General features: G+C 70.3%; 18 protein-coding genes. 8 read left to right on the forward strand and 10 right to left on the reverse strand.

Annotation, left to right across the window (positions count from 1 at the left end; all coding sequences use genetic code 11):
* Positions 1-24 precede the first annotated feature (24 nt).
* Positions 25-1,359: a replication-associated recombination protein A gene (locus tag F8M74_RS14880; protein ID WP_141254668.1), complete on the forward strand. Its 1,335-nt coding sequence runs from the start codon at positions 25-27 to the stop codon at positions 1,357-1,359.
* 141 nt (positions 1,360-1,500) lie between these two features.
* Positions 1,501-2,679: a TIGR03118 family protein gene (locus tag F8M74_RS14885; protein WP_228559515.1), complete on the forward strand. Its 1,179-nt coding sequence runs from the start codon at positions 1,501-1,503 to the stop codon at positions 2,677-2,679.
* 89 nt (positions 2,680-2,768) lie between these two features.
* Here F8M74_RS14885 and F8M74_RS14890 read toward each other — a convergent pair whose 3' ends face one another.
* The 3 genes from F8M74_RS14890 to F8M74_RS14900 form a co-directional block, all read right to left on the reverse strand.
* On the reverse strand, positions 2,769-3,464 hold the full coding sequence (locus tag F8M74_RS14890) for a hypothetical protein (RefSeq protein ID WP_141254670.1): 696 nt from the start codon (positions 3,462-3,464) through the stop codon (positions 2,769-2,771).
* Between the two features lie 136 nt (positions 3,465-3,600).
* A complete protein-coding gene (locus F8M74_RS14895; protein ID WP_216619928.1) occupies positions 3,601-4,488 on the reverse strand; it encodes an ATP-grasp domain-containing protein in 888 nt (295 codons plus the stop codon).
* A 147-nt stretch (positions 4,489-4,635) separates the two neighbouring features.
* Positions 4,636-6,450, reverse strand: coding sequence for an NUDIX hydrolase (locus F8M74_RS14900; RefSeq protein ID WP_171410226.1), 1,815 nt, complete (start codon positions 6,448-6,450; stop codon positions 4,636-4,638).
* A 213-nt stretch (positions 6,451-6,663) separates the two neighbouring features.
* On the opposite strand from F8M74_RS14900, the gene F8M74_RS14905 reads away from it, so the two are divergent.
* Complete coding sequence (locus F8M74_RS14905) at positions 6,664-7,785, forward strand: proprotein convertase P-domain-containing protein (RefSeq protein ID WP_228559518.1); 1,122 nt, start codon at positions 6,664-6,666, stop codon at positions 7,783-7,785.
* A gap of 59 nt (positions 7,786-7,844) precedes the next feature.
* On the opposite strand, the gene F8M74_RS14910 is transcribed toward F8M74_RS14905, so the two are convergent.
* From F8M74_RS14910 to F8M74_RS14935, 6 genes are all read right to left on the reverse strand, one after another.
* Positions 7,845-9,290: an amidase gene (locus F8M74_RS14910; protein WP_141254674.1), complete on the reverse strand. Its 1,446-nt coding sequence runs from the start codon at positions 9,288-9,290 to the stop codon at positions 7,845-7,847.
* Positions 9,291-9,377: 87 nt separating this feature from the next.
* A complete protein-coding gene (locus F8M74_RS14915; protein ID WP_141254675.1) occupies positions 9,378-11,579 on the reverse strand; it encodes a peptidase domain-containing ABC transporter in 2,202 nt (733 codons plus the stop codon).
* The gene (locus tag F8M74_RS14920) at positions 11,576-11,791 is read right to left on the reverse strand and encodes a hypothetical protein (protein WP_141254676.1); all 216 of its coding nucleotides are present in this window, start codon (positions 11,789-11,791) and stop codon (positions 11,576-11,578) included. Before F8M74_RS14920 ends, F8M74_RS14915 begins: the two co-directional genes overlap by 4 nt.
* A 94-nt stretch (positions 11,792-11,885) precedes the next feature.
* On the reverse strand, positions 11,886-12,095 hold the full coding sequence (locus F8M74_RS14925; protein WP_141254677.1) for a mersacidin/lichenicidin family type 2 lantibiotic: 210 nt from the start codon (positions 12,093-12,095) through the stop codon (positions 11,886-11,888).
* A gap of 30 nt (positions 12,096-12,125) precedes the next feature.
* Positions 12,126-12,338: a mersacidin/lichenicidin family type 2 lantibiotic gene (locus F8M74_RS14930; RefSeq protein WP_141254678.1), complete on the reverse strand. Its 213-nt coding sequence runs from the start codon at positions 12,336-12,338 to the stop codon at positions 12,126-12,128.
* Positions 12,335-15,499 (reverse strand): type 2 lanthipeptide synthetase LanM family protein, encoded by a 3,165-nt coding sequence (locus F8M74_RS14935; protein ID WP_228559520.1) that lies wholly within the window; start codon positions 15,497-15,499, stop codon positions 12,335-12,337. The genes F8M74_RS14930 and F8M74_RS14935 overlap by 4 nt, the downstream gene beginning before the upstream one ends.
* A 285-nt stretch (positions 15,500-15,784) precedes the next feature.
* Between F8M74_RS14935 and F8M74_RS14940 the strand changes: the two genes are divergently transcribed.
* The 3 genes from F8M74_RS14940 (at position 15,785) to F8M74_RS14950 (ending at position 20,821) form a co-directional block, all read left to right on the forward strand.
* Positions 15,785-15,961 carry a hypothetical protein gene (locus tag F8M74_RS14940; protein ID WP_153881035.1) on the forward strand — a complete coding sequence of 59 codons (177 nt, stop codon included), beginning with the start codon at positions 15,785-15,787 and terminating at the stop codon, positions 15,959-15,961.
* Between the two features lie 91 nt (positions 15,962-16,052).
* Complete coding sequence (locus F8M74_RS14945) at positions 16,053-19,004, forward strand: DEAD/DEAH box helicase (protein WP_141254680.1); 2,952 nt, start codon at positions 16,053-16,055, stop codon at positions 19,002-19,004.
* The gene (locus F8M74_RS14950; RefSeq protein ID WP_141254681.1) at positions 19,001-20,821 is read left to right on the forward strand and encodes a DUF885 family protein; all 1,821 of its coding nucleotides are present in this window, start codon (positions 19,001-19,003) and stop codon (positions 20,819-20,821) included. Before F8M74_RS14945 ends, F8M74_RS14950 begins: the two co-directional genes overlap by 4 nt.
* 13 nt (positions 20,822-20,834) lie before the next feature.
* Here F8M74_RS14950 and F8M74_RS14955 read toward each other — a convergent pair whose 3' ends face one another.
* Positions 20,835-22,094 carry a P1 family peptidase gene (locus F8M74_RS14955; RefSeq protein WP_141254682.1) on the reverse strand — a complete coding sequence of 420 codons (1,260 nt, stop codon included), beginning with the start codon at positions 22,092-22,094 and terminating at the stop codon, positions 20,835-20,837.
* A gap of 123 nt (positions 22,095-22,217) precedes the next feature.
* Here F8M74_RS14955 and F8M74_RS14960 point away from each other — a divergent pair, with 123 nt between their 5' ends.
* Together F8M74_RS14960 and F8M74_RS14965 are read left to right on the forward strand one after the other, a co-directional pair.
* Positions 22,218-23,885: a HEAT repeat domain-containing protein gene (locus F8M74_RS14960; RefSeq protein ID WP_141254683.1), complete on the forward strand. Its 1,668-nt coding sequence runs from the start codon at positions 22,218-22,220 to the stop codon at positions 23,883-23,885.
* Positions 23,886-24,067: 182 nt separating this feature from the next.
* Positions 24,068-25,126 (forward strand): hypothetical protein, encoded by a 1,059-nt coding sequence (locus F8M74_RS14965; protein WP_141254684.1) that lies wholly within the window; start codon positions 24,068-24,070, stop codon positions 25,124-25,126.

Genomic DNA, 25,126 nt, shown 5'->3' on the forward strand with positions numbered 1-25,126 from the left:
ACGGAGGGGAGAGCCTGCGGCCCGATGAGCGCTGGCCCCGACCTCTTCTCTGCCTCCGTCGACGTGAATCGCTTCGCGCCCCTGGCGGAGCGGATGCGGCCTCGCACGCCTGACGAGTTCATCGGCCAGTCCCACCTGCTGGGCCCGGGCCGTCCGCTGCGCCAGCTCATCGAGCGCAAGGCCATCGTGTCCTCCCTCTTCTGGGGGCCCCCAGGCGTGGGCAAGACGACGCTCGCGCGGATGATGGCCACCGGCGTGGACGCGGAGTTCGTCATCCTCTCCGCCGTGTCGGACGGCATCCCCCGCATCCGCGAGGTGGTGGCCGAGGCCGAGCGCCTGCGCAACCAGTACAGCCGCCGCACCGTCCTCTTCGTCGACGAAATCCACCGTTGGGCGAAGAACGTGCAGGAGCAGGCGCTGCCCCACGTGGAGAGCGGCCTCTTCGTCCTCCTGGGCGCCACCACGGAGAACGTCAGCTTCGAGGTCCGCCCCGCGCTCGTCAGCCGGTGCCGCGTGTTCCAGCTCAAGGAACTCACCGTCGCGGACATCCAGTCGGCGCTGACGCGGGCACTCGGTGACTCGAAGCGGGGCTTGGGCGCGCGCAACCTGACGGTGGGGGAGGAGGCGCTGACGCTGCTGGCGAAGGGCGGCGTGGGCGACGTGCGCAAGGCGCTGGGCGCGCTGGAGCTGGCGGCCAGCCTCACCGCGGACGGCGCGGAGATTACGCCCGAGACGGCGCGCGAGGCAGTGGGCACCAGTCTGTCCCGTCACGACAAGGACGGCGACCAGCACTTCGACTTGCTGAGCGCGCTGCAGAAGTCGTGCAGGGGCTCCAACGTCCAGGGCGCCGTCTTCTGGGCGGCGAAGCTGCTCCAGACGGGCGACGTGGCGTCACTGTGGCGACGGCTCAAGGTGATTGCCGTGGAGGACGTGGGCATGGCGATGCCCGAGGCCATCAGCATCGTGCGTGACTGCGAGGAGTCCTTCCACGCCATGGGCATGCCGGAGGGGCGCATCTGCGTGGCGCACGCCGTCGTCCTGCTGGCCACGGCGAAGAAGAGCAACCGTGCCTATGCGGCGCTGGACGCGGCGATGGCGGCGCTCCAGGAGCATCCGAATGCGGAGCCTCCGCTTCACATCCGCAACGCGCCCACCGAGCTGATGAAGGAGCTGGGGCACGGCAAGGGCTACCAGACGCCCTGGAACTTCAAGGACCACTACGTGCCCGGGCAGACGTACCTGCCCGCCCCGCTGGAGCGTTCCGTCTTCTACCGCCCGAGCAAGGAAGGCTACGAGGCGGAGATTCATGAGCGCATGAGCCACTGGTGGCGCGAGGACAAGGCGTCCCGAGGCGAGTAGGGCAGGCAGCCCCCGCGGGCCGGACTCTGCCGTCCGGTGCGCAATGCTCCTGGGCAGTAGTGCCGGTTGTTCATCCGGAGACGCCCTCCCAACTTGTTGCTCAATGAGCACACGGCGGTTCGCCGTCTCAGAGGGGGAATCATGATGAACACTCGCAGGTCCACGTTGGTGCAAGGTGTGTTGTCCGCGGCGGTCGCGGTCCTCGCTGTCCCGGTCGCCAGGGCGGCAATGCCACCCGCGCCTCCGGCTGACTGCTCGGTGGCGGGCGGCTACACACAACGCAACCTCGTGGCCAACAGTCCGGCGCTTGGCGCCGAGCATGTCGATCCGCACCTCGTCAACGCCTGGGGGCTTGCCTTCAACCCGATGGGCGTCTCGTGGGTGGCGAACGAAGGCACGGGCACCTCAACGCTGTATGACGGCAACGGGGTTCAGCAGCCCCTCATCGTGGGCATCCCCGCGCCGCCAGGAGAGACCGAGTCGGGAGAGCCCACCGGCGTGGTGTTCAATGGCTCGGAAGCATTCGTCGTGACAGGGACAGGTGTCTCGGGGCCCGCTCGCTTCATCTTCGCCACGGAGGAGGGCGTCCTGGCCGCCTGGGCACCCGCGGTGGACGAGGCCTCGGCCAAGATCGTGGCGGACAACTCCGCGATGGGCTCTGTGTACAAGGGGCTGGCGCTGGCCGGCACCGGCGCGGACGCCATGCTGTACGCGGCGGACTTCCGGAACAATCGAATCGATGTCTTCAACTCCAGCTTCACGCCCATGCCGATGCCGGGCGCCTTCGCGGACCCGTCACTGCCCGCCGGGTACGCGCCCTTCAACATCCAGGACATCGGGGGCACCCTCTATGTCTCGTATGCGCAGCAGAACGAGGAGCGTTCGGATGATGTCCCCGGCGTGGGCGCGGGCTACATCAACGCCTTCGACATGAACGGGCAGCTGCTGCGGCGGTTCGCTTCTCAGGGCGCGCTCAATGCGCCGTGGGGCATGGCCCTGGCGCCGGCGGGCTTCGGGCAGTTCAGCAACCACCTGCTGGTGGGCAACTTCGGGGATGGCGCCATCAACGCGTATGACCCTGCCTCCGGTGCCTGGGCAGGCGCGCTCACTCGGCCGGACGGACAGCCTCTCAAGGTCGACGGACTCTGGTCCTTGCACTTCGGCACTGGCGTGCAGGGCCTACCCGCCGAGGCGCTCTTCTTCACGGCGGGGCCCGCGGACGAGGAACAGGGACTCTATGGTCGGCTCGACATGACGCCCGTGTGTCCGCAGGGCGGCCTGCCCCCGTGGAAGACGCCTCGCGGGCCTGAGGCGCAGTGAGCGGGATGCGGGTATGGCGGCGCGGGCCGGAGCACGGTGCTCCGGCCCGCGCTGTCACGTGGGGCGCTACTACGAGGTGAAGGCGCGTCTCAGGGCTGCTGCGAGCCGCTGCCTCCGTAGCCCTGGTCCTGCAGTTGCTGCCAGCGCGCCTTGGCCTGATGTTCGCGCTGGAGGTTGGCGTCCACCTGGCGCTGCTGATCCGCCGCCTTTCGCCGGGCGTCGGCGACGGCGCTGGAGAAGTCCCCTGGGGACAACTCTTTCGCCCGGACGTCCGCGTTGGCGTTGACGGCTTCGTACTTCGCCTGTTCGAGCTGGGCGTCGGCCACGTCCAGCTCCCGCTGGCGCATGACCTCCAGCGACTTCAACGTCGTCACCGCGTCGTCGCGCCAGGCCGTCTCCGCCTCGGCCAGGGTGAGGGCGTGCTGGGCCGTGCAGTCGGCGTGCTGGGCCCGCTCGATGGCCGCGACGTCACCCGTTGCCTGCGCGGCCTCGAGCGCTGCCTCACCTGCTTCGTGGCGGGACTTCGCGGCGTCCTCGTTGCGTTGGGCGACTGCTCGCTCCGCCTCGGCGTCCTGTCTGGCCACCTGGGTGCGGGTGATCTGCTCCCGGGCATGGTCCTCCGTGAGCTGCGCCTCGCGCACGTTTCCCAGCTCGCCGGGTGGGACGCGCGCCACCCATTGCTTGTCCACCTTCGCGCTGGAGCGATGGGAGGCACAGCCTCCCAACAGCATCACGGCCGTGCCGGCCATCCCCAGGTACATGCGACGCCTGCCTGGCTGCGCCATGCCTTCCTCCCGGTCATAGGGTCCTGTCCGAAACTGTGCGCATCCGAGGGGAGGGTGAAAGCAGCGGCGCACCGCTCGGCGCGCCATACGCCCCTGCCCACGGGGCAGGGGCTGCGCACACACGCCGAACGCCGCGCTAGCGGGGGGCGAGCAGGGCTTCGAAGAGCGTGCGCGGGTCCAGCCCGGGTGGCAGTCCGGAGACGCCGCCGTCGTTCACCTCGACCACCGCCCAGCCCCCGTCCTGGAGCATGGCCACGTCCAGGGTGAGGAAGGGCGAGTCGATGCGCCGGGCCAGGGGCTCGAAGCCGGTGAAGTCCGGCACGTCGACGTCGAACTCGTGGTACGGCTCGGCGGCGAGGAGCCGGCCGCCTCCGAAGAAGAGCCGGAACTCGAGGTGGGCCGGGCCCGCGGGTGTCCGTCCGTACGTCTTGAAGGGGAGGAACTTCCGGACGACGAGGCCCCGCTCGAAGCGGTCTCCGCGCTCGTCGACGAGGTTGGCGCAAATCTGTTCGAAGCGCGCCTGCGTCGTGCCCTCGGGGATGAAGCAGGCTTCATCCCAACGCTCCTTGGCCGACTTCACGTGGTCCTTCACCAGCCAGGGCTGCGGGCCGAGCGCCTGGGCCGCGTGCCAGGCTTCTGCCGCGTCCATGCCCTCCGTCCAGACGCTGCGGGCGGTGTAGCGGGAGAGCCGGGGGTACCAGTTGGGTAGGTAGAGCGCCGCCGCGTACTGCTCGGGCGTCGTCGTCAGTCGGTGCCCCAGGGCGGACACGGCTTCGTCCAGCGCGGTGTACTCCTCTTCCGTCAGCATCCAGCCGCGGTAGAGGAGCCGGAGCCTGCCGCGCTCAGGGAGGGTGGAGAGCGCCTGCTCGGCATTGCCGGAGAGCAGGGCGCCCAGGTCTGCCTGGTAGGTGTCGACCCCCAGCGCTTCGGCCGCGTCGGCCTCCACGTCGAAGGGGTCGTCCTGGGTGGGATTCCGGCCGAAGAGGATGGCGCGCGCGTGAGACGGACGTCGGGAGCCTGGCATCCAGAAGCCTCGCATCAAGGGTGGCGGTGTGTGGGGGGCACCTCCGACGCGTGCGCGCGCGAACCCTGACACGGCCAGATGACGCCCCGTCCGGAGCGCTCTGGCCCGGTCCCCGCGCGGATTTCGCGGGGACCGGACGCGGGACGCTCAGTCCCCCAGCGCGTCGTACCGGACCAGCCGGAAGCGGGCGCCCTGCGCGTCCCGGATGCGGGCCGCCAGCTTCTCGTGCAGCTCCGGCGTCCAGGCGCTCCACCGCTGGAAGAAGGCCGCGGTGGCCGCCTTGTCACCGCCGTGCTGGAGCGCGAGCACCTTCTCCAGCAGCGACGTCACGACGGCCGGGTACTTGTCGTACTGGATGCTCAGGCGCGCCGTCTGCGGGTCCGCCTGCAGGAGGCCGTGCTCCAGGAACCAGTTGAACTGCACCAGTTGCATGCGCTGGTAGGGCTGGTCCTCGCGCGGGCGCACGTTCTGGAGCGTGCGGCGGATGCCGGAGGCCTGCACCGCGCGCAGCCCGGCGGCGTCCAGCGCGCCCTTCTTGTGGAAGTCATGCAGCGAGAAGAGGCTCACCAGGTCCGCCTTCATCTCCTCTACGGCGCCCGCGTAGTCCTCCAGCGCGTCGTCCAGCGTGCGCCCCTTCTGGTCACGGTCCGGCCCCAGGTAGTGGCCCACCTCGTGCCAGAGGGTGCGCTGGAAGTTGCCTTCGGAGACCAGCTCCCGGGCGTGGGCATCCACCACCGCGGCGCGCCAGATGCGCTCGTCGGACGCGAACAGGTCCGGGTTCCGCATGATGTTCTCCCGCAGGAGGATGGTGCGGCCGTAGCGGCGCGCGGCGAGCGCGTCGTTGGGGAGGATGCTCGCGGTGTTGGTGCCGCGCGACTGGCCGAAGTCGGCGATGACGTCGTAGACGCCCACGGGGATGTCTTCGCGCACGCGCTTCTTCGCGGCGTAGGGCAGCGCGTCCTCCACCGCCTGGAGCCCGCCCAGGCGCTTGCGCAGCTCCTGCGTGGCCGCCTCGTTGCTCAGCAGTACCGACAGGCTGTGGAACGCCTTCACGCCGAAGAGCGCGTCGTCATACGTCTCATACGCGCCCAACTGCACGTTGAGCTTCTGGAAGCGGCCCGTCACCCAGGCCGCGTCGCCGCTCTCGTAGTCGTTGGTGAGCAGGTCGCGCGCGCGGTTGCGCAGGTAGCGCGCCAGCTCCACGTCGCTGGCCTCCAGCCGCTGCGCCGCGCGCATCACCAGCCCGTAGGCCTTCACCAGCTCCGGCCCATAGGCCACGGCATAGGGCACCGCGTAGAGCGCCTTGGCGTCGGGCCGCTTCGCCTTCGCTTGCAGGGCCTGGCGCAGGCCCGGATGCAGCGTGTCCAGCACCGAGTGCGTCTGGAGGACCTTCACGTCCTGGCGCAGGTTGGCGGCCGTGGCGCGGCGAACGACCGTCTTCTCGCTCAGCAGGGATTGGCGCTCGCCGGGGTTCGCGGCCAGGAAGGCGTCCACCTCCGCCCGCGTGACGTCCACCGGGTACACGTTGCGCGCGGACACCTGCGCGTCCACCGGGAGGAACGCCTCCCGCGCGTTGCTCAGGGTGCTGGCGATGGGGCCCTGGTACAGGCGGTACAGCGTGAGCAGGTCTTGCGTGCGCTTGGGGCTGCCCAGCTTCTTGTCCAGCGCCTCCAGCTTCGCGTGAGCCGGGAGCGCCTGGTGGTGGCGTGAGGACTCGTAGAGCCCCTGGAAGATGGCGCCCACCTCCAGCAGGTCCTTCACCGCCGCCTGCTCGTCGGGCGTGAGGCGGGAGAGGTCCGGCGACAGGCGGACCTCCTGCGTCTTGGCGAGGACTTCGGCCACCTTCTCCTCTGGCCAGTAGCCCGAAGGCAGGGTGGGGGAAGGACGGCTGGGGGCGGCAGCCTGTGCCGACAGCGCCAGGAGGGCCGCGGCGCCCAGGGAAAGCGCGTGGGGGATTCGCATGGCGCGCAAGACTGCCACGGAGGTGGGCGTATTCCCCACGGGTTCGGTTGGATTGCGTCACGCACGGGTGACGTCCTGTGCGCCGGACAAGTCTTGCGCTACATGGTGCGCATGAAACTCAAACTTCCCTTGTTTCTTTCGCTATCCACGGTTCTCCCGGCGCTGATCAGCTGTGGAGCCCCGACGTCCACGGACACCGCGCACGAGGCCGTCGTGCTCGGAACGCAGGCCCAGGAGCTGGCCACCGGTACGCCCGCCGCCGAGGGTGTGCTGTCCTTCCTCAACGACTACTCCATCTCCTACACCGTGCTGGACCTGGAGGTGCCGCTGGACGCCCAGGCGGCGCAGGCGCTGATCGACTTCCGCGAGGGGCCGGACGGCGTGCTCCACACGGGCGATGACCGCCGCTTCGTGAGCATCGAGCAGGTGGACGCGGTGCCGTACGTGGGCCCCGCGGCGCTCGCGGCGCTGGAGGCCTATGCCCGGGGCACGGGCCGCGTGGAGCTGCCGGTCGACGGCCACGTGGGCACCTTCCACGGTGTGGCCTTCAACATGGCGGAGGCCCGCCGCGCCATCCTCGCGGCGAACACGGAGAGCGCGTCGAACCTGGGGGCCGTCTTTGGCATTCCCGCGGCGGCGGTGCAGAGCCTGGTTGCGGCGCGTCCCATCCTCCACATGGTGCAGTTGTCGCGGCTGGCGAACGTGGACGCCGTCACGATGGGACAGCTCAAGGTCCACACGCAGCTCGCGGCGGAAGGTGACCCGTGCACGGGTCCGACCCTGTGTCAGCCCGGGCTCGTCTGTGAGGGCCGCCCGGGTGACGGCTCCAGCCCTTATGGCCGCTGCATCGACGCCTCGTACTTCCCCGCCTACGGCGAGGTGTGCTCCCGCTTCGTCGCGTGCCAGACCCCGAAGTCGGTCTGCATCGGTCTGGCGTCGGGCTGGGTGGAGGGCTACTGCGCCCCGGCGTGGATGGGCAGCTCCTTCACCGAGTACTCGGACCTGCGGCTCCAGTCGACGAACCCGCTGGTGACGGCGCCGCTCGTCGCGGTGGGCCTGGCCACGGTGCCCATGGACATCAACGTGGAGCTGGACATCGTCCACACCGCGCCGCACCGGCTGGTGCTGACGCTGGAGGACCCGGGTGGTGAGACGGCCCTGCTGTGGGACGGTCCGAACGAGGGCACGCCGCCCTCGCGCATCGTCGTGACGCGGGGCATCCCGCGCGACGGCGCCGTCAATGGTCGCTGGAAGCTGCACATCGCCAACCCGTCCGGGGTGGGCAGCGGCACGCTGCGCTCGTGGACGCTGAAGCTCACCAGCCGCTACGACTGAGCCGGCTGTTTCGCGGTGGGCCTTCGCGCTTCGAGGGCCCACCGCGCGTTTCACGGTGGCTATGCGTGCCGGCTGGCGTGCACCGGTGGCCGCCGCTGGGCCCAGGGCCGCGCCTGCTCGAGCTGCCCCGCCAGTTGGAACAGCGTGGCCTCGTCGGCATACCGGCCGGCGAACTGGACGCCGATGGGCAGGCCCTCCGCGCTCCAGTGCAGGGGCACGGACATGGCGGGCTGCCCGGTGACGTTGAACAGCGCGGTGAAGGGGCAGTGGCCGAAGGCGTGGTCGTACCACTCCCGCGCCGTCCGGGGCGCGTTGGCGTCCAGGAGGCCCAGCGGGAAGGGCGGCGCCGCGACCGTGGGCGACAGCAGCACGTCGTACTGCTGGAAGAAGGCGCCCACCTGACGTGACACGAGGTTGAACACGCCGAGCGCCCGTTGCAGGTCCGTGGCCTTCAGCTCGCGGCCGTGGCGCACCGCCGCCCAGGTGGTGGCCTCCTGCAGCTCCGGTCCCGGGTCGCGGCCGGAGAACTGGCCCAGCATGCCCACCAGGGACGCCATGGTCGCCGACCAGACGGTGCTGACGGCCTCGTGCAGCAGTTGGCCGTCGTGCTCGGGCGCGGCCTCGACGACGTCATGGCCCAGCTCCGTACACAGGCGCGCCGCCGCTCGAGCGGCCTCCACACATTCGGCGCTCACCGGTGAGCCCATGGGGGCTTCCGTCATCAGCGCGATGCGCAGCCGGCCCGGCGCGCGGCCCACTTCCTCCAGATACGGGCGCTGCGGCGGCGGGGCGAAGTACGGGTCGCCCGCCTCCGGGCCCTGGGTGGCGTCCAGCATCGCCGCGCTGTCGCGCACGCTGCGGGACAACACGTGCTCGATGCCCATGCCGAAGATGAAGTCACCCGCGTCCGGCCCCAGTGAGTTGCGGCCACGCGTGGGCTTCAGCCCGAAGACGCCGCAGAGCGACGCGGGGATGCGCAGCGAACCGCCACCGTCGTTGCCGTGGGCCACCGGGACGATGCCCGCAGCCACCGCCGCCGCCGAGCCGCCGCTGGAGCCTCCTGGACTGCGCTTCACGTCCCACGGATTGCGCGTGGGGCCGTGCAGTACCGGCTCCGTGGTGGCGTTGTTGCCGAACTCCGGTGCGTTCGTCCGGCCCAGCAACACCAGGCCCGCGCGCCGGTAGCGCGCCATCAACGCGCTGTCGTGGGGGAACACCGTCCCCTGGGCCATCCGGCTGCCCATGTCGGTGGGCACACCCGCGGCGTGCAGGCCAATGTCCTTGATGAGGAAGGGCACGCCTCGGAAGGGGCCCTCGGGAATGCCTTGCTTCAGCGCCTCGCTGGCGTCGCCCTCTCGCGTGTCGATGACGGCGTTCAGCGCCGGGTTGACGGCGTGGATGGCCTCCACCGCCACCCGGAGCAGCTCTTCGGGCGTGACTTCCTTCCGACGTACCAGCTCCGCCAATCCCACTGCGTCAAGGCGGCTGTAGTCATCCAGGTTCATGAATCCCTCACAGGCGCCGGTGGACATGCGGCGGATCGGGCGCGGGAAGCAGGATATTCACGAATCCCAGGTAGTGCTCCAGGCGCCTCAGCCCGTCGCCTGGGTGCGCTCCTCCCGTTGTGCATTCACCAGCGACGCGTAGGTGCCCTGGCGCTCCAGCAGCTCCTGGTGCCGGCCGACCTCCACCACCTGGCCGGCCTCCATGACGAGGATGGTGTCGGCGTTGCGCACCGTGCTGAGCCGGTGGGCGATGACGACACGCGTGCACTTCAGGGACGCCAGCGCCTGCTGCACGTGCGCCTCGGTGGTGGCGTCCAGGGCGCTGGTGGCTTCATCGAGCAGGAGGATGGCGGGCCTGCGCACCAGGGCGCGCGCCAGGGCCAGTCTCTGCCGCTGGCCACCGGACATGGAGAGGCCCCGGTCCGTCAGCGGCGTGTCGTACTGCATGGGCATGGCCATGATGTCGTCGTGGATGTGGGCCCGCTTCGCGGCCTCCACGACACGGTCCATGTCCAGGTCTGGGTCGCTCAGGGTGATGTTCTCCCGCAGCGACGCGTTGAAGAACGAGGCATCCTGCAACACCACGCCCAGTTGGCTGCGCACCGCGCGCAGGTCCAACTCGCCCAGCTCCGCGCCGTCGTACCGGACGTGTCCGGAGGTGGGCAGGTAGAGCCCCAGCAGCAGGTGCGCCAGGGTGCTCTTGCCCGCGCCCGAACGGCCGACGAGCGCCACCATCTGCCCCGGCTCTACGCTGACCGACACGCCCTGCACCACCCAGGCGGAGTGGGGGTTGTAACGGAAGCGCACGTCCTCCAGGGTGACGGCGCCGAGCAGCGTGGGCGCGCGGCCCCGGTGCGCCGCGTCGCGTTCGGGGGGCGTGTCCAGCACGTCGTTGATGCGCTCCAGGTAGGTGCTCAGGAACTGGAGCTGCCCTCCGGTGCCCAGCAGGTTGGACAGGGGCACCAGCAGCGCGGTGGCCAGCGCGTTGATGCTCAGCATCTGTCCCAGGGACATCGCGCCGTCCAGCACGCGCCACGCGCCCACGCACAGCAATACCAGTGGGGACACGCGGCGCAGCGTGCCCGTCAACGCATCCAGCCACGCGGAGAGGCGGCCTCGCTCCAGCTCCACGTTGAGCAGGTCCACGTAGAGGTTGGAGTAGCTGCCCACCATGCGGCCCTCCACGCCGAAGGCCTTGAGCGTCTGCATGCCGGACAGCATGGCCATCAGGTAGCTCTGGCTGCGCACGCCCATGTCCAGGCTGCGCGACAACTGGCTGCGTTGTCTGGCCCGGGGAATCGCGAACACCAGCACCTGCAACAGGCCCAGGCCCACCACCAACAGCCCGAGCGACGCATCCGCCACCAGCAGCAGGCCCAGGTAGAGGAGCACCAGCGCACCGTCGAGCGCGCTGGACAGCAGGCCGGTGGAGAGCAGATCGCGGATGGCCTGCTGCGAGCCCAGCCGCGTCAGCAGGTCGCCCGCGGGCCGGAGCTGGAAGAACGGGTAGGCCAGGCTCACCAGATGGTCTAGCAGCCCCTGCGTCATCTGCGAGTCCAGCCGCGTGCGCAGCTCCACCAGGAGCTGGCCTCGCACCACCGACGTGAGCAGCTCGAAGAGCAACACTCCCGCGAGCGCCGCGGACAGCACCCCCATCAGCGAGTAGTCCTGCCGGGGCACCACGCGGTCCACCACCATGCCGGTGAGCAGCGGCACCGCCAGCGTCAGCACCTGGAGCACGGCGGACAGCGCGAGCACCTTCACCAGCGTGCCGGCCTGTCGCTTCACCAGGGGCACCAGGTAGCGGTAGGGCCCGCGCCGCGTGTGGCCCGGCTGGAAGTTCTCGGACGGCTCCAGCAGCAGCGCCACGCCGGTGAAGCACTGGCTGAACTGCTCCATGGAGACGCGGCGGCGGCCCTGGTCGGGGTCCACCACTTCGACCCAGCCGCGGCCCAGGCGTTCGAAGACGACGTAGTGCGTGAAGCGCCAGTGGAGGATGGTGGCCGGAGGCAGGAAGGGCAGCCGGTCCAGGTCCACGGAGATGGCGCGCACGCGCAGGCCCAGCTTCTGGGCGGCGGCCTTCAGCGCCTTCGCGCTGGCGCCGTCACGTCCGGGGCCTGTCACCTCGCGCACCGCGTCCAGGCCCATGTGGCGGCCGTGGTAGGCCAGCACCATGGCCAGACAGGCGGCGCCACAGTCCGTCATCGTCATCTGCCGCACTTCAGGCACGCGCTTGCGCAGGCCGAGTCTCCACCAGCGCTGAGTCTGCTGCGGAGCCTCGGCCGTCATGGCGGCACGTTTCCTTCCGGGGCAATGAGCGCCGGCCATGCCAGGACACCGAGCGCCAGCGCGAGGCCGAAGACGAACAGGAGCGCGAACGTCCACCGCGTCCACTGGCCACCGATGCGCAGCAGGTCACCTTCGTCCTGCACGACGCGCTGGTAGTGCGCCAGGGCTTCCTTGCGGAAGATGGAGGGGCGGCCGTCGGTGGGTGGCTGCATCGCGGGGACGTTAGCGCATGGGGTGGGGGACTGGCCCGGGACTGAACCAGTCCCCCTCTGGCCCGGTCATGTTCCGGGCCCTACCGCCGCTTCACTACATGCACACGTAGGGCGGGCACGGCGTGCAGTAGTAGCTGCCGAACTGCTCGCAGCTGTCCGCACCCGAGATGCTCTCCAGGACCTCGTCGCTCAGCTCCAGCTCGGCGGCGGGGTTGGCGGGCAGGGACGCGCGCTCCTCCGACGACAGGCTGTTGAAGTACTCGGGGTCACGCCACGCACGGAGGATGTGTTCCTTCTTGCTCATGACTGCTCCTGGATAGGAAAGGGGGTCGAATCAGAGACAGTGCCGCGGCGGGCACGGCGTGCAGATGGCGCTGGACTGGCCGGGCAGGCAGAAGTCGCCGCCGGTGATGACCTCCAGGAGGTCGTCCCCCAACTCCAACTCGGCGGCGGGGTTGGCGGGCAGGGACGCGCGCTCCTCCGACGACAGGCTGTTGAAGTATTCGGGGTCACGCCACGCACGGAGGATGTGTTCCTTCTTGCTCATGACTGCTCCTGGAATGGGCTGGAGGGACGGCCATCCGGGGTGCCCAGCCCTTCACCTCGGACGATTCGTGGAGACGCGACCGTCAGCAGCGAGGGCAACCGCTCCGGCATGGCCAGCCGCGCCAGTCCGTAGGCGATGCCCGCCAGGCCCACCATCATGCCCGGCGTCTCCGTGCTGCCTTGCAGGCCGAAGAGGTAGCCGTGCTCGGAGATGCCGCGCAGGATGCCGCCCGCCACCGCGTTCGTGCGCTCCTGGAGCTTTGAGTCCCCGAGCGTGGCCGCCGCTTCCAACAGGAAGTCCGCGTTGCCCAGGTCGCCGTGACACAGACCGTGGTTGCGTCCGAAGCCCCGAGCCAGCGTGGAGTCCAGCGCGATGGCAATCTCCTCGCGCACCGCGGCGTCGTCCACGAAGGAGAGCCCGGACAGTCGCGCCAGGCCGATGCCGGGGGCGCCGGTACACCACGCCCAGAGGAAGTGCTCCGCGCCTTCCGCTGTCGCCGCCAGCTCCTTCGCGCCCACGCGGAGGTCGGGCCAGTTGCGCTCCTCGGGCGTATAGAGCCCGCGCTCGTATTCCATGCCCGCGACCGCGGCGTCACGCAGGCGCATATCGCCCGTCCGCGCGAACAGCCGCAGCAGCGCCAGGCTGATGCCGGCGGCTCCGTGCGCCATGCCCGCGAGGTAACGGTTTCCGGCGGCTTCGCAAATCCAGGCCGCGCCTCGGGCCTGGGGCGTGGACGTCTCCAGCAGCCGTTGGCCGCAGGCGTCCACCGTGGCCCATAACGTGTCCGACGGGCGGTGCTCACCGAGCACCAACAGCGCCAGGAGGCAGCCCGCGGCGCCCGCGCCCACGTCCAGCACCGTGTCCTTCTCCACCAGGGGCCGCAGCCGCCGTACGTACCCAGCGGCCTCGTCCAGGAGCGCGTCGTCCTTCCACAGCACGCCCAGGTGCGTCAGCGCGTAGAGGATGCCGCCCCAGCCGTTGAGGATGCCCAGCCCCACCACGCTGGCGGGCTCCTCCGCAAGGAGGCGCGCCTGGGTGCGCAGCGTCGCCCGCGCAAGCCGCGTGAAGCGCGCGTCTTGCGTGACGTCCCCCAGGTAGCCCAGCGCGAGCGCGATGCCCGCGCGGCCCTGGAACACGTCCGGCCCCGGCGACCCGAGCCTCCAACCGCCGTCTCCCGCATCCAGGCCGAGCCAGTGCGCTTCGTCACGGCGCTCGAAGGCCAATGGCAGCAGCCGTTCGCCCGCGCGTCGTGCTTCCGCGAGCAACGCGTCGCGGAGGCCGGGCTGGGTGTGCTCCCGGAAGGGATACGTCGGACGCGCCACCGTCTGCGAGCTCAGCAGCAGGACATCCAGCGAGCGCTCCAGTACCCAGCGCTGCCGCGTCTGGTCCTCCGGCGACAGGCCCTCCAGCCGGAGGCGCACGCGCGCCATGCCCGTCTCCTGGAAGAAGTCCGGCAGGCGCTGGCCCGAGCCCGCCTCCAGGTCCTTCGAGTCGGCGCGCGCGGTGAAGTACGGCAGGTCTCCCCGCTCCAACTGCTCCGTCTCCAGGGGCACCAGCGCCGCGAAGTCCGGGACAGGCACCACGGCGCGCCACAGGTGGTCGAAGAAGCGTTGGCGCTCGAGCCCATCCGTCAGCGTGTGCGGGTGGTAGCTCTCGAAGAGGAGCGCGCCATACACCGCCGTGTTGCGGAAGAGGATGCGCATGGGCACGTGCGCGAAGGCGGCCAGCGGCCCGTCCTCGGCGAGCAGCGCCTCGCGGTGCTCCAGCAGCAGGCCGTACATGCGGGTGAAGCCGTCGGCCAGGGCGTCGCGGTAGGCCAGCACGGGCGCGGCTTCGCCGTCCAGTCGCGGCAGGTTGTTGGACCCGGGCAGCTCCACCGGCCGCCGCTCGAAGCGCATCCGGTCCGTTCCTCGCTCCGCCGTCATCAAGTAGGCCTGCGGCGTGAGCTGACCTGCACGAGCGCCCAGTCCGCTCAGGTCCACACCGGCCTTCTTGCGTGTGCCCCAGAACTGCTGCGGCAGCAGTCCGCTGCGGAGCACCGACACCGGCGGCGCCTCCACGGCGTGCTCGGAGTCTCGAAGCGTGCGCGTGCCCGACAGCGGGTGGAAGAGCGTCTCCACGTCCACCAGCACCGGGTGCTCACCGGCGGCGATGAGGTTCTCGAAGTGCAGGTCCGTGCCGTCCAGCGCGTGCATCAGCGCGACATAGGCGCCCTGGCGTTCGTAGAAGCGCCGGACCTCCTCCGCCGACGCGCACGGCGCGGGGTCCACGTACTCCATCCACCCGTATTCGCCTCGGTCCAGCGCCTCCGCGCCCTTCATCGTGGGCGTGGCGCCACGCGCGTTGAGCCACGTGAGGAGCTGCTGGAGTCCGGCCTCTGCTCCCAGTGAGCGCGGCTTGTAGACAATCCGCGGCCCGGACTCGAAGCGGAGGATGAAGACGCCCTGGCCGCCCCGGTGCGGGTCGGAGAGGCCGCCGCGTGCCTCGACCAGCGCGCCGGGAGACTTGCCCGCGTTGAACCGCTGCCAGAGCAGGGGCGCGTCCCGCGTCAGCCGCTTCATCAGCCCCAGGCAGTTGGACTCCCACTCCGCGATGCGCAGGACGGCGCAGCGGGCCAGCACCGGGTAGCGCTCCAGGATGTCCAGGGCGACCTGCGGCTGACGCAGCCGCTTCGTGAAGTCCTGGAAGCGCGCCTCCGGTGTGTCGCCCGCGAGCAGCCCCTCCAACTGGGCGGCATGGAGCTCCACCACCATGGCGCGGCCCAGCACTGGTGCCAGCACCTGGGGCAGGTGGCCCAGCATCGTGGAGACGACGACGCTCGGCTCCAGGTCGAGCCCAGGCGCGGCGTGCTTCATGGGCTTCAACGCGGCGGTGAGCTGAGTCACGGCGCGCGACACCAGCGGCTCCACCAGGGGCAGGAAGGCTGAACGGTCCGGGCCCTCCGTGCGCTCGGGCCAGATGACGGGCGCGTGAGAGGGCTCCGCGTAGGCGCGCTCCAGCACCTGCACCCAGCCGGGGACTTCAGCAGGCGGGGTCCAAGGCGCCTCGGTGGGTACCTCCAGCAGCGCGAGCAGCTCCGCCTCGGTCAGCCCCGACGATTGCAGTCTGCGCTGCCACCAGTCCGCCTGTCCGAAGGGCTCCTGCTGACGCCATGCATCCAATCGCTTGCGCGCCGCAGCGGATGTGTCTTGTTGCGTCGTACTGGCTTTGAGAGTGAATTCGGCCCGCTCGGTGAGTGTGGTGGCCCGTGCCCAGCGTGCGAACCGCGACGGAGTGTTGGCTCCCTGCGTCGCCTCGTCCTGCCTCTGCGTGATTTCCACGCGTCCTCTCGTTTCCTGGGCAAAACCCGGTGAGCTGGCTTCGTTGGAGTGTCAGGGAGACGACTGTGATACAGGTAAGTCATTTCATCTTTGCATGTCAATGCTGAGCGCCCGTGTTCGCTTGGCATGAAATACAAGCGGGAAAGTGGGAGTGATTTGTACGACGCCCTCGTCATCGGCAGTGGCGCGGGCGGTGGGCCGCTGGCGTTGAAGTTTTCCCAAGCAGGGCTTCACGCGCTGGCCAACAGCGTTCGGAGCGCGGACCACATCGTTCGCCGCTTCCAGGCGGGGGACTTCGCCTGAGCCGGGGCAGGGGGCGGCCGCCTGCCACGCGACGGTGCGCGCTCATGGCCGTTGCGCGACGCATCCTCGGGGCGTAGGGAAACAACGCCCCATGTCCGCCACCGCCCAACTGCTCGAAACCGTCCGGAAGGAAGCCAAGCCGGGAATCTGGTCCAACGGCGTGAACCTCGCCCGCTCCGGAGCCGTGGTGCTCCAGTCCCAGAAAGGGGGCGAGCTGGAGCTGAGGGTCCGTGCCAAGGGGCGCCCGGTCGCCCTCACGGTCGTCCTGTACCCGAACGACGACGCCTGGGAGTGTGACTGCCCCAGCCAGGTGGACCCCTGCGAGCACGTGGTGGCGGCGGCCATCTCCATCCAGCAGGCGGAGAAGCAGGAAACGCCCATGGAGACGGCGGCCACCCGCTGGGCCCGCGTCGTCTACCACTTCACCCGCATGGACGGCGGCCTGGAGCTTCGCCGCTCCATTGTCCAGGTGGACGGCACGGAGACGCCGCTGGAGGGCAGCCTGACGTCGCTGATGGCCCGGCCCGCGGAGGCCGCGAAGCTCCAGGTGGAGAACGCGGACCTGCTGGCCGACCGCATCCTGGAGCAGCGGCGCACGCGCGGCACCCTGGCGCCGGAGACGCTGGAGGCGGTGCTCAAGGTGCTGGAGTCGGCGCGCAACGTGCTGCTCGACGGGCGCCCGGTGGCGGTGTCCGACGAGCAGGTGCTGCCGCGCGCGGTGGTGGAGGACCGCAGCGGCCAGATTGTGGTGACGGTGACCAAGGACCCACGCATCCAGGAGGTGGTCAGCCCCGGAGTGGCGCTCGCGAGCGACACGCTGGTCCGCCTGGGCGAGACGTCCATGTCTGGCCCGTGGCTGCAGAACCTGCCCATCGTCCGCACGTACTCGGCGGACCATCTGGGGGACCTGACTTCCAAAATCATGCCCGAGCTAGGCCGCCGCCTGCCGGTGGAGGTCCGCAGCAAGCGGCTGCCGCGCCTGGACCGCGAGCTGAAGCCGCGAATCCTGCTGGAGCTGAACCAGCTCGACGCCGGCCTGTCCGTGCTGCCCACGCTCGTCTACGGCGCGCCGCCGGTGGTGCGCATCGACAACGGCCGCATGGTGTACCTGCGCGGCGCGGTGCCGCTGCGCGACGAGTCCGCCGAGCAGCGCCTCATCCACCAACTGCGCGATGAGCTGAACCTGGTGCCCGGCCGCCGGCTGACGGTGCAGGGCTCGGAGATGGTGCGCTGGGCGGACAAGCTGCGGCGTTGGCGAGGCGACCTCGCCGGTGACGCGGCGGGGCTGGTGAGCCCCGACGTCAAGCTGCGCCCGTCGCTCCACCTGGAGTCCAGCGTAACGGGGCAGGGCGTCCCCGACGTGCGCTTCCAGCTCTCCTTCCAGGTGGAAGGGGCCAAGGGCGAGGTCAAGGCCGTGGACGCCGCCGCCGTCATCCGGGCGTGGACGGAGGGGCTGGGACTGGTGCCTCTGGACGGTGGTGGCTGGGCGCCGCTGCCCCGGGCCTGGCTGGACAAGCACGGTCAGCGCGTGGCGGACCTGCTCAACGCGCGGCAGGAGGATGGGAAGGTCTTCAACCACGCGCTGCCGGAGCTCACCGCGCTGTGCGAGACGCTGGAGCAGCCGCCTCCGCCGGGCCTGGACCGGCTGGCGCCGCTCGTCTCCGGCTTCGAGAAGCTGCCCCCGCCCGAGCTGCCCGCGGAGCTCAACGCCACGCTGCGCCAGTACCAGCTCCAGGGCGTCAGTTGGCTGGGCTTCCTGCGCGGCGCGGGGCTGGGCGGCATCCTGGCGGACGACATGGGTCTGGGTAAGACGCTCCAGACGATTTGCGCCCTGGGGCGCGGGTCGCTCGTGGTGTGCCCCACCAGCGTGCTGCCCAACTGGGCCGCGGAGCTGAAGCGCTTCCGCCCGTCGCTCAAGGTGTGCGTGTACCACGGGCCTGGCCGCGCGCTGGAGCCGTCCGCCGACGTGACGCTCACCACCTACGCCATCATGCGCCTGGACGCGGCGGTGCTCGGCGCGAAGACGTGGGACTCGCTGGTGCTGGACGAGGCGCAGGCCATCAAGAATCCGGACAGCCAGGTGGCGCGCGCGGCCTTCGGGCTCAAGGCGAACTTCCGGCTCGCGCTCAGCGGCACGCCGCTGGAGAACCGGCTGGAGGAGCTGTGGAGCCTCATGCACTTCACCAACCCGGGCCTGCTCGGGGGGCGCAAGCACTTCGAGGACAAGATCGCGCGGCCCATCTCCGAGGGCCGGCAGGACGCGGCCGAGGGGCTGCGGCGCCGCATCCGCCCCTTCGTGCTCCGGCGTCTGAAGCGGGATGTCGCGCCCGAGCTGCCGCCGCGCATCGAGTCCGTCATGCACGTGCAGATGGATGAGCGTGAGCGCTCCGTCTACGACGCGGTGATGGCGGCCACGCGCAAGGAAGTGGTGGCGCTGCTGAACGAGGGCGGCAGCGTGCTCAAGGCGCTGGAGGCCTTGCTGCGGCTGCGTCAGGCCGCGTGTCACCCCGCGCTCGTTCCGGGCCAGCGGGCCAACACGTCATCCAAGGTGGAGACGCTGGTGGACGCGCTGGAGACGGCCGTCTCGGAAGGCCACAAGGCGCTCGTCTTCTCGCAGTGGACGTCGCTGCTGGACCTCATCGAGCCGCGCCTGAAGGCGGCGGGCATCGGCTTTGGCCGGCTGGACGGCACCACGGCCAACCGCGGCGAAGTCACCGAGCGCTTCCAGTCCGCGGAGGGCGAGCCGGTGCTGCTCATGTCCCTCAAGGCGGGCGGCACGGGCCTCAACCTCACGGCGGCGGACCACGTCTTCCTGGTGGACCCGTGGTGGAACCCGGCGGCGGAGGCGCAGGCCGCGGACCGCGCCCACCGCATCGGCCAGGAGCGCACGGTGATGGTGTACCGGCTCGTGTCCCAGGGCACCGTGGAGGAGCGCATCCTGGGGCTCCAGGAGAAGAAGCGGGCCATCTTCGAGGCGGCCCTGAGCGAAGCCGCCGCCGCGACGGCCATCACCCGGGAAGACCTGCTCGAACTCTTCTCATGACGCGCGCAGTCCTTCTTTTCGCAGTGGGGTTCCTCACGATGCTTCCAGAATCCGCCGACGCCCGGCCCCAGGCCGCCGCCGCGCTGCAGACGCTCATCCAGCAGGAGTGGCAGTACCAGTTGGAGCACAGCCCGACGTACGCGTCGGTGCAGGGCGACCGGCGCTGGAACGGCCGCTGGGATGACCTGAGCCTCAAGGCCATCGAGGCGGACCACCAGCACAACCTCCAGGTGCTCGAGAAGCTGAAGAAGGTGGACCGCAAGGCGCTCTCCGCGGCGGACCAGCTCAACTACGACCTGTTCCGCCGCGACTACGAGACGTGGGTGGAGGAGCACCGCTTCAAGACGTACCTGATGCCGGTGAACCACATGGGCGGCATCCCGGAGGGCATCAAACAGCCGCCGGGTGTGCAGACGGCCTACCAGCTCGCGGACAACCTGCGCTTCGAGACGGTGAAGGACTACGAGGACTGGGTGGCCCGGCTCCAGGGCTTCGGCACCTACGTGGACCAGGTGATGGCGCTGCTGCGCGAGGGACTGCGTGAGAAGCGCATCCACCCCCAGGTCGTCCTCCAGCGGATTCCGCCGCAGGTGGCGAAGCAGCTCGTGGCGGACCCGGCGGACAGCGGCTTCTTCGCGCCGTTCCGCCGCTTCCCCAAGGGCATTGCTTCCGCGGAGCAGGAACGCCTGTCCGCGGCGGGCCGCGCGGCGATTGCGCAGGGCGTGCTCCCCGCGCTGAAGCGCTTCCACCAGTTCCTTACCGAGGAGTACGTCCCGAAGGGCACGGAGGCGGTGGGCATCTGGCAGCTGCCCGAGGGCGCGGAGCTGTATGCCTTCCTCGCGCGCAAGTTCACCACCACCGGCCTGGGCGCGGAGGAGATTCACGCGCTCGGCCTGGCCGAGGTCCAACGCCTGCGCGCGGAGATGGAGGCGGTGAAGGCCCAGACGGGCTTCAAGGGCACGCTGGCGGAGTTCTTCCACTTCCTGCGGACGGATGCGCGCTTCTATGCGCGGGACGGGGACGAGCTGCTGATGCGCTATCGGGCCTTGTCCAAGCGCATCGACCCGTCGCTGGTGCGGCTGTTCAAGACACTGCCCCGGCAGCCCTATGGCGTGGAGCCGACGCCGGAGGCCATGGCTCCGGACGCGACCACCGGTTTCTATTACCCAGGGGCGTCGGATGGCTCGCGGCCGGGCACGTACCTGGTGAACCTGTATCGGCCAGAGACTCGCCCCCTGTGGGAGATGGTGCCGCTCACGCTGCACGAAGCCGTGCCCGGTCACCACCTGCAGACATCCCTGGCCGCCGAGCAACCCGGCCTGCCCGAGTTCCGCCGCTACGGCTACTACGTGGCCTATGGCGAAGGCTGGGCGCTCTACTGCGAGACGCTGGGCGACGAGCTGGGCCTGTACACCAGCCCGTACGACAAGTTCGGCCAGCTGGCCTACGACATGTGGCGCGCGGTGCGGCTCGTCGTCGACACCGGCATGCACGTGAAGAAGTGGACGCGGCAGCAGGCGCTCGACTTCTTCATGGAGAACTCGCCGCGCCAGGAGTTGGACACTACCAACGAGATTGACCGCTACATCGCCTGGCCTGGGCAGGCGCTGGCGTACAAGGTGGGGCAGCTCAAGATTCGCGAGCTGCGCACGCGCGCGGAGCAGGCCCTGGGCCCGGGCTTCGACGTGCGCGAGTTCCACGACATCGTGCTGCTCGACGGCGCCCTGCCGCTGGACATCCTGGAGGCGCGGGTGCAGGCGTGGGTGGCGGCGCGGCAGCGCGAGGCCGCCGCGCCCAAGTCTCAGCGCGCACCCTGAATCGCTTGGGGCGTCACGGCGCGGGGGGCGCCAGCCGGCCGTACTTCTTCATCGCCTGGATGAGCCGGTCCTGGGGCAGGCCGTAGACGCGGCTGCTCTCCGCGCCCGTCATCGTGTCGGAGGCCAGCATCGAGTTGAGGATGGCCTCCTGCGTGGCCTGGATGGTGGCCTCGAAGAGCGGCGTCATCCGCTCGTTGTCGAGCGCCGAGACGTTGGCCACGTCCGTGCCCGCGGGCGGCTTCAGGCGCTGCGTGGAGAAGGCCACGAAGATGTCGCCGGAGGAGTTGCCCCCCAGTCCTCCCATCTTCCCGATGCCCAGCGGCACGCGCTTCGCCAGCCGCTCCAGTTGATGCGGCAGCAGCGGCGCGTCCGTCGCCACCACCACGATGATGGAGCCGGCGCCCTCCGGCGTGCGGGGCTGGGTGTCGCCGCGCGACGCCGAGCAGGCCGGCACGTCCTTGAACATGCCGGGGCTCGGCTTCTTGGGCCCGGTGTAGCAGGGGCGCAGGTCGTTGATCTCCTCGCCCACCGGCACGCCCTCCACGGTGAAGAGGTGGCGCGCGCCGTAGTTGCACTGCAACAGCACGCCCACGGTGTAGCCCCCCTCTGACGCGGGAAGCTTGCGCGACGCCGTGCCGATGCCGGCCTTGAAGCTGTGGCACACCATCCCCGTGCCGCCGCCCACCGAGCCCTCCGCGACGGGGCCTCCCTTGGCGCTGTCGAGCGCGCGGTGGGCGTGTGTGGCCTTCACGTGGAAGCCATAGATGTCATTCAGCAGGCCGTCCCACGTCTCCGCGACGACGGGCAGCCCCAGCTCCCACTCCAATCCGCGCTTCATCGCCCAGGAGATGACGGAGTCGCGGACGGTGCCCACGTCATTGGTGTTGGTGAGCATCACGGGGCCGGCGAGCTGGCCGGATTCGGTGAGCCAGTGGGAGCCCGTCATCTCGCCATTCCCATTGAGGGCGTAGATGGCGGCGAAGACGTCCTCGGACACGCCGTCCTTGCCGCGGGGCAGCACGGCGGTGACGCCGGTGCGCACCGCGCCCTTGCCGCGCGGGCCGCGGGTGTCACCCGAAATCAGCGTCGTGTGGCCCACCTCCACGCCGGACACGTCGGTGATGGCGTTGTTCGGGCCGGATTGGCCGCCGAAGGTGATGCCCAGGTCGCGGGCGCGGGGCCTCGCCTGGGTGGACTGCGCTTCCGCTGGAAGGGACCACAGCAACAGACAGGACACGACGCCCAGGCGCAAAGGGAGACAGAACGGGTTCATGGCGTGGCGTCATATCGCGACCGCTTCAGGCCCCCAACTGGTGGTCCCGTCTGGCCATGTCCGTTGTCTCCCTGCCAGTATCTCCCTGAGTCCCCTCACCGTCGGGAGGCTGTCGGGCTGCACATGGCCGAACACGAAGACCTCGATGCGTTGTGGCGCAAGGCGCGGCCGGATGACCTCACCTCGTTGCGGCGGCTGGATGCTGCACTGGTTCGTTCCGGCTATCAGGTGGAAGGAAAGACGGTGCGCGAGTGGATTGCCGGGCTCGCCGGAGACCGCATCCGCTGGTTCGACGGCAGGGATGCACATGACCGCGTGTGCCAGGCGGGGCTCGCGGCGGTGCCCGCGCTCATGGATGCCCTGGCGCGAGCGAACCAGGAGGCTTCCTGGCAAGCCACGCGAAACATGCTCGGGCAGTGCGTCGCGGCGCTGGGAACCATCGACCCGCTTCCCACCTGTGCGATTCCGGCGCTCCTCGAAGTGCTTCGTCAGCCCGTGGCGCGGGTCCGGCGAATGGCGTTGGCGGTGCTGACGCGCATGCGCCCACGCGCCACCCCCATGGCCCTGCGCGCCGTCCTGCCGTGTCTCAAGGAGCGGGGCGACACGCAGACGCGGTTGCACGCGGCGCGGGTGCTGGCGGCGATGCAGGCCCCGTTGCCGGCAGAGGTTCGCGCTGTCGCGCTATCGCTGCTCGGAGATGCCCACCGCGCCATTCGCCGGGAGGGGCTCCATGTCCTCGCTCGTTTTCCGCGCGACGAAGAGGTCCTCACCGCGCTGGAAGAGCAGGCCATTCTGGACGATGAGAATCGGAACGAGGCCCTGCGCGTGCTGTCGCTACTTGCGCCGTCCCGAGCGATTCCAAGACTGCTCGAGGTGGCGAGTAGCGCGAGGTCACGCCGGCAAGAAGACGGGCCGCCTCCGCCTTCCTGGCGGGGCCCGCTCGGTGAGACCCGACGGCTCGAAGATGGGAAGCGAGCCCTCTTGTTCATCGCCCGGCTGGGCGTCCAGGGCGCGGAGGCGCTGGCGTCGCTCGACGCGCTCCGGTCCGTCGAGGTCCTGGCTCCCTATGTGGACGCCGTCATGGACGACATCACGCGCGCGGTGCTGCGCCAGCAAGCCCCGCCCTTGAGGACGGACCGTTTCCAGGAGCCGCTCTGCACCGCGCTCTTGACGGATGTGGCGTGGCCCGTCGAGCGCACCGAGGAGCCGTCCCTGGCGCTGCGCCCGTGGCTCGAGTCCCTGGCCGTCTTCGGCACCGAGGTGGAGGTGCGCGTGGCGCTCGCCGCCGCGAGGCATGTGCTGTGGCTGTGGGAGTCCCAGGACCCGAACAACGACTGGTCGCGCCGCGCCGTCATGGCCATGGACCGCTGGCTCTGCGAGCCCTCGGAGGAGCACGCGGCGCAGGTGGCCGAGGTGGGAAATTTCACCCCCAGCCAGTTCTGCGCGCCGGATGCCTTCTCCGCCGCCTGGTCGGTGAACTACGCCTGCGGGTGTGTCCCCCGGCCGTCTGCGCCCGTCGCCCCGCGCCGGCCTGAAGAGGACCCCCTGGGCGCGTGCGTCCATGCCGCGTGTCGGGCGCTGAGCCGCCGGTCGGTCATCACCTTCGCGCTGGGCGCCAGCGAGGAGTCTCCGGAGCCGCTCAGCCCGCATGAGTCGGCACGCGAGGTCCACCGTGCCATCGTGGACGAGGTGCTGCCCTGGGCCTGTGGTGCCTGGGACCCCGTGAAGGACACGCCACGGCTGCGCAAGGCGCTGCGCGCGGACGGCTGGCGCATCCCCGGCGCGCCCTGACTTCACGCGTCCGGCTGTCCGCGGGTGTGCAGTGGCCGTGAGACCGCCGGGCCGGGAAGTGTGTGCGCGCCTGACGCTGACGCACGTGAATGCCCCCCGAGCGCGCGTGCGGTCCACGGGGGCAGGTGACAACCCGCTGGCCACAGGCCTGAGGTCCGGCCCCGTGAATCATGGGGGCGTCCATGGCGTGGAGGGCAGGGGGCGGAGTCCAGCGGTGGTGGGCCGCCCTGCTGTGGGGGACGTGTGTCCTGCTGGCGGGCGTCGTCCGCGCGGACGGGTGGCGCGTGAAATACGACGCGCCGGTCCCGCTCTTCCTGGACCGCAGCTACATCCTCGACTCCCCCAACCGCATCCGCCGTCAGGGGGCGCCGAACTCCCCGGAGAAGCTCATCTTCGAGGCGCAGGTGGCGCCCAACCTCTTTCTGCCACAGCTCCATCACGGAGACTTCACGCGGCCCGGCGGTGAGTATTTCCTGTCACTCATCATCACCCCGGCGGTGCAGCTGCGCATCGTGGACACGGCGAGCGACCCCGCCATCCCGCCGTCCTTCATCGCGAAGGCGACGTTCCAGGTGGCGCACCTGCGACCGCTGGCGAAGCCTCGGGCAGAGGGCGCGGCGGTGCGGGGATTGGCGCTCGCGCTCAACGTCATCGTGGCGCACTACTCGAATGGGGAGTCCGGGTGCTTCTACAGCAACCAGACGCGCGGCGAATCCAGGTGCACGCCGTCGGAAGGGCAACTGCCGCTGAACGAGGTGTCCGGTAGCTTCACGACGAACTTCTTCCGCATGGAGTTCCACAGCCGGTTGGCTTTCGACGTGGAGCCGGACCTGCGCAACGCGTGGTTGGTGGGCGGGTTCGCCGCCTTCGAGCTGAACACCTCCATTGGCCCTGGCCGCATCACCCGCTCCCAGCGTGCCGTCTACGGTGACGGACACTGGGCGGCCGGCGTCATGGGCCAGCGCACGTGGAGCAACCACCGCTTCCCGTTGGAAGTGTCCGTGTCGCAGCCCTTCGGGGAGACGCCCTCGCAGCGGGCCACGTGGAAGACTGAGTTCGGCGTCTACCCCCGGTGGGGCGCGGGCTTCGGCGTCTTCGCGCGGTACGTGAAGGGGCAGGACTACTACAACATCCTGTTCCTGGAGCCCGTGGCGCTGTGGCAGTTCGGGCTCGCCTTTGAACTCAACCCCGGCGCGCGACTGCGGGCGGCCGAGGAAGGTCGGCCGCCCGGGTTTCCTTGA

Origin of the sequence: Myxococcus sp. CA023 (assembly GCF_010998615.1) — a bacterium.
In the GTDB taxonomy this organism is placed as follows: Bacteria; Myxococcota; Myxococcia; order Myxococcales; family Myxococcaceae; genus Myxococcus.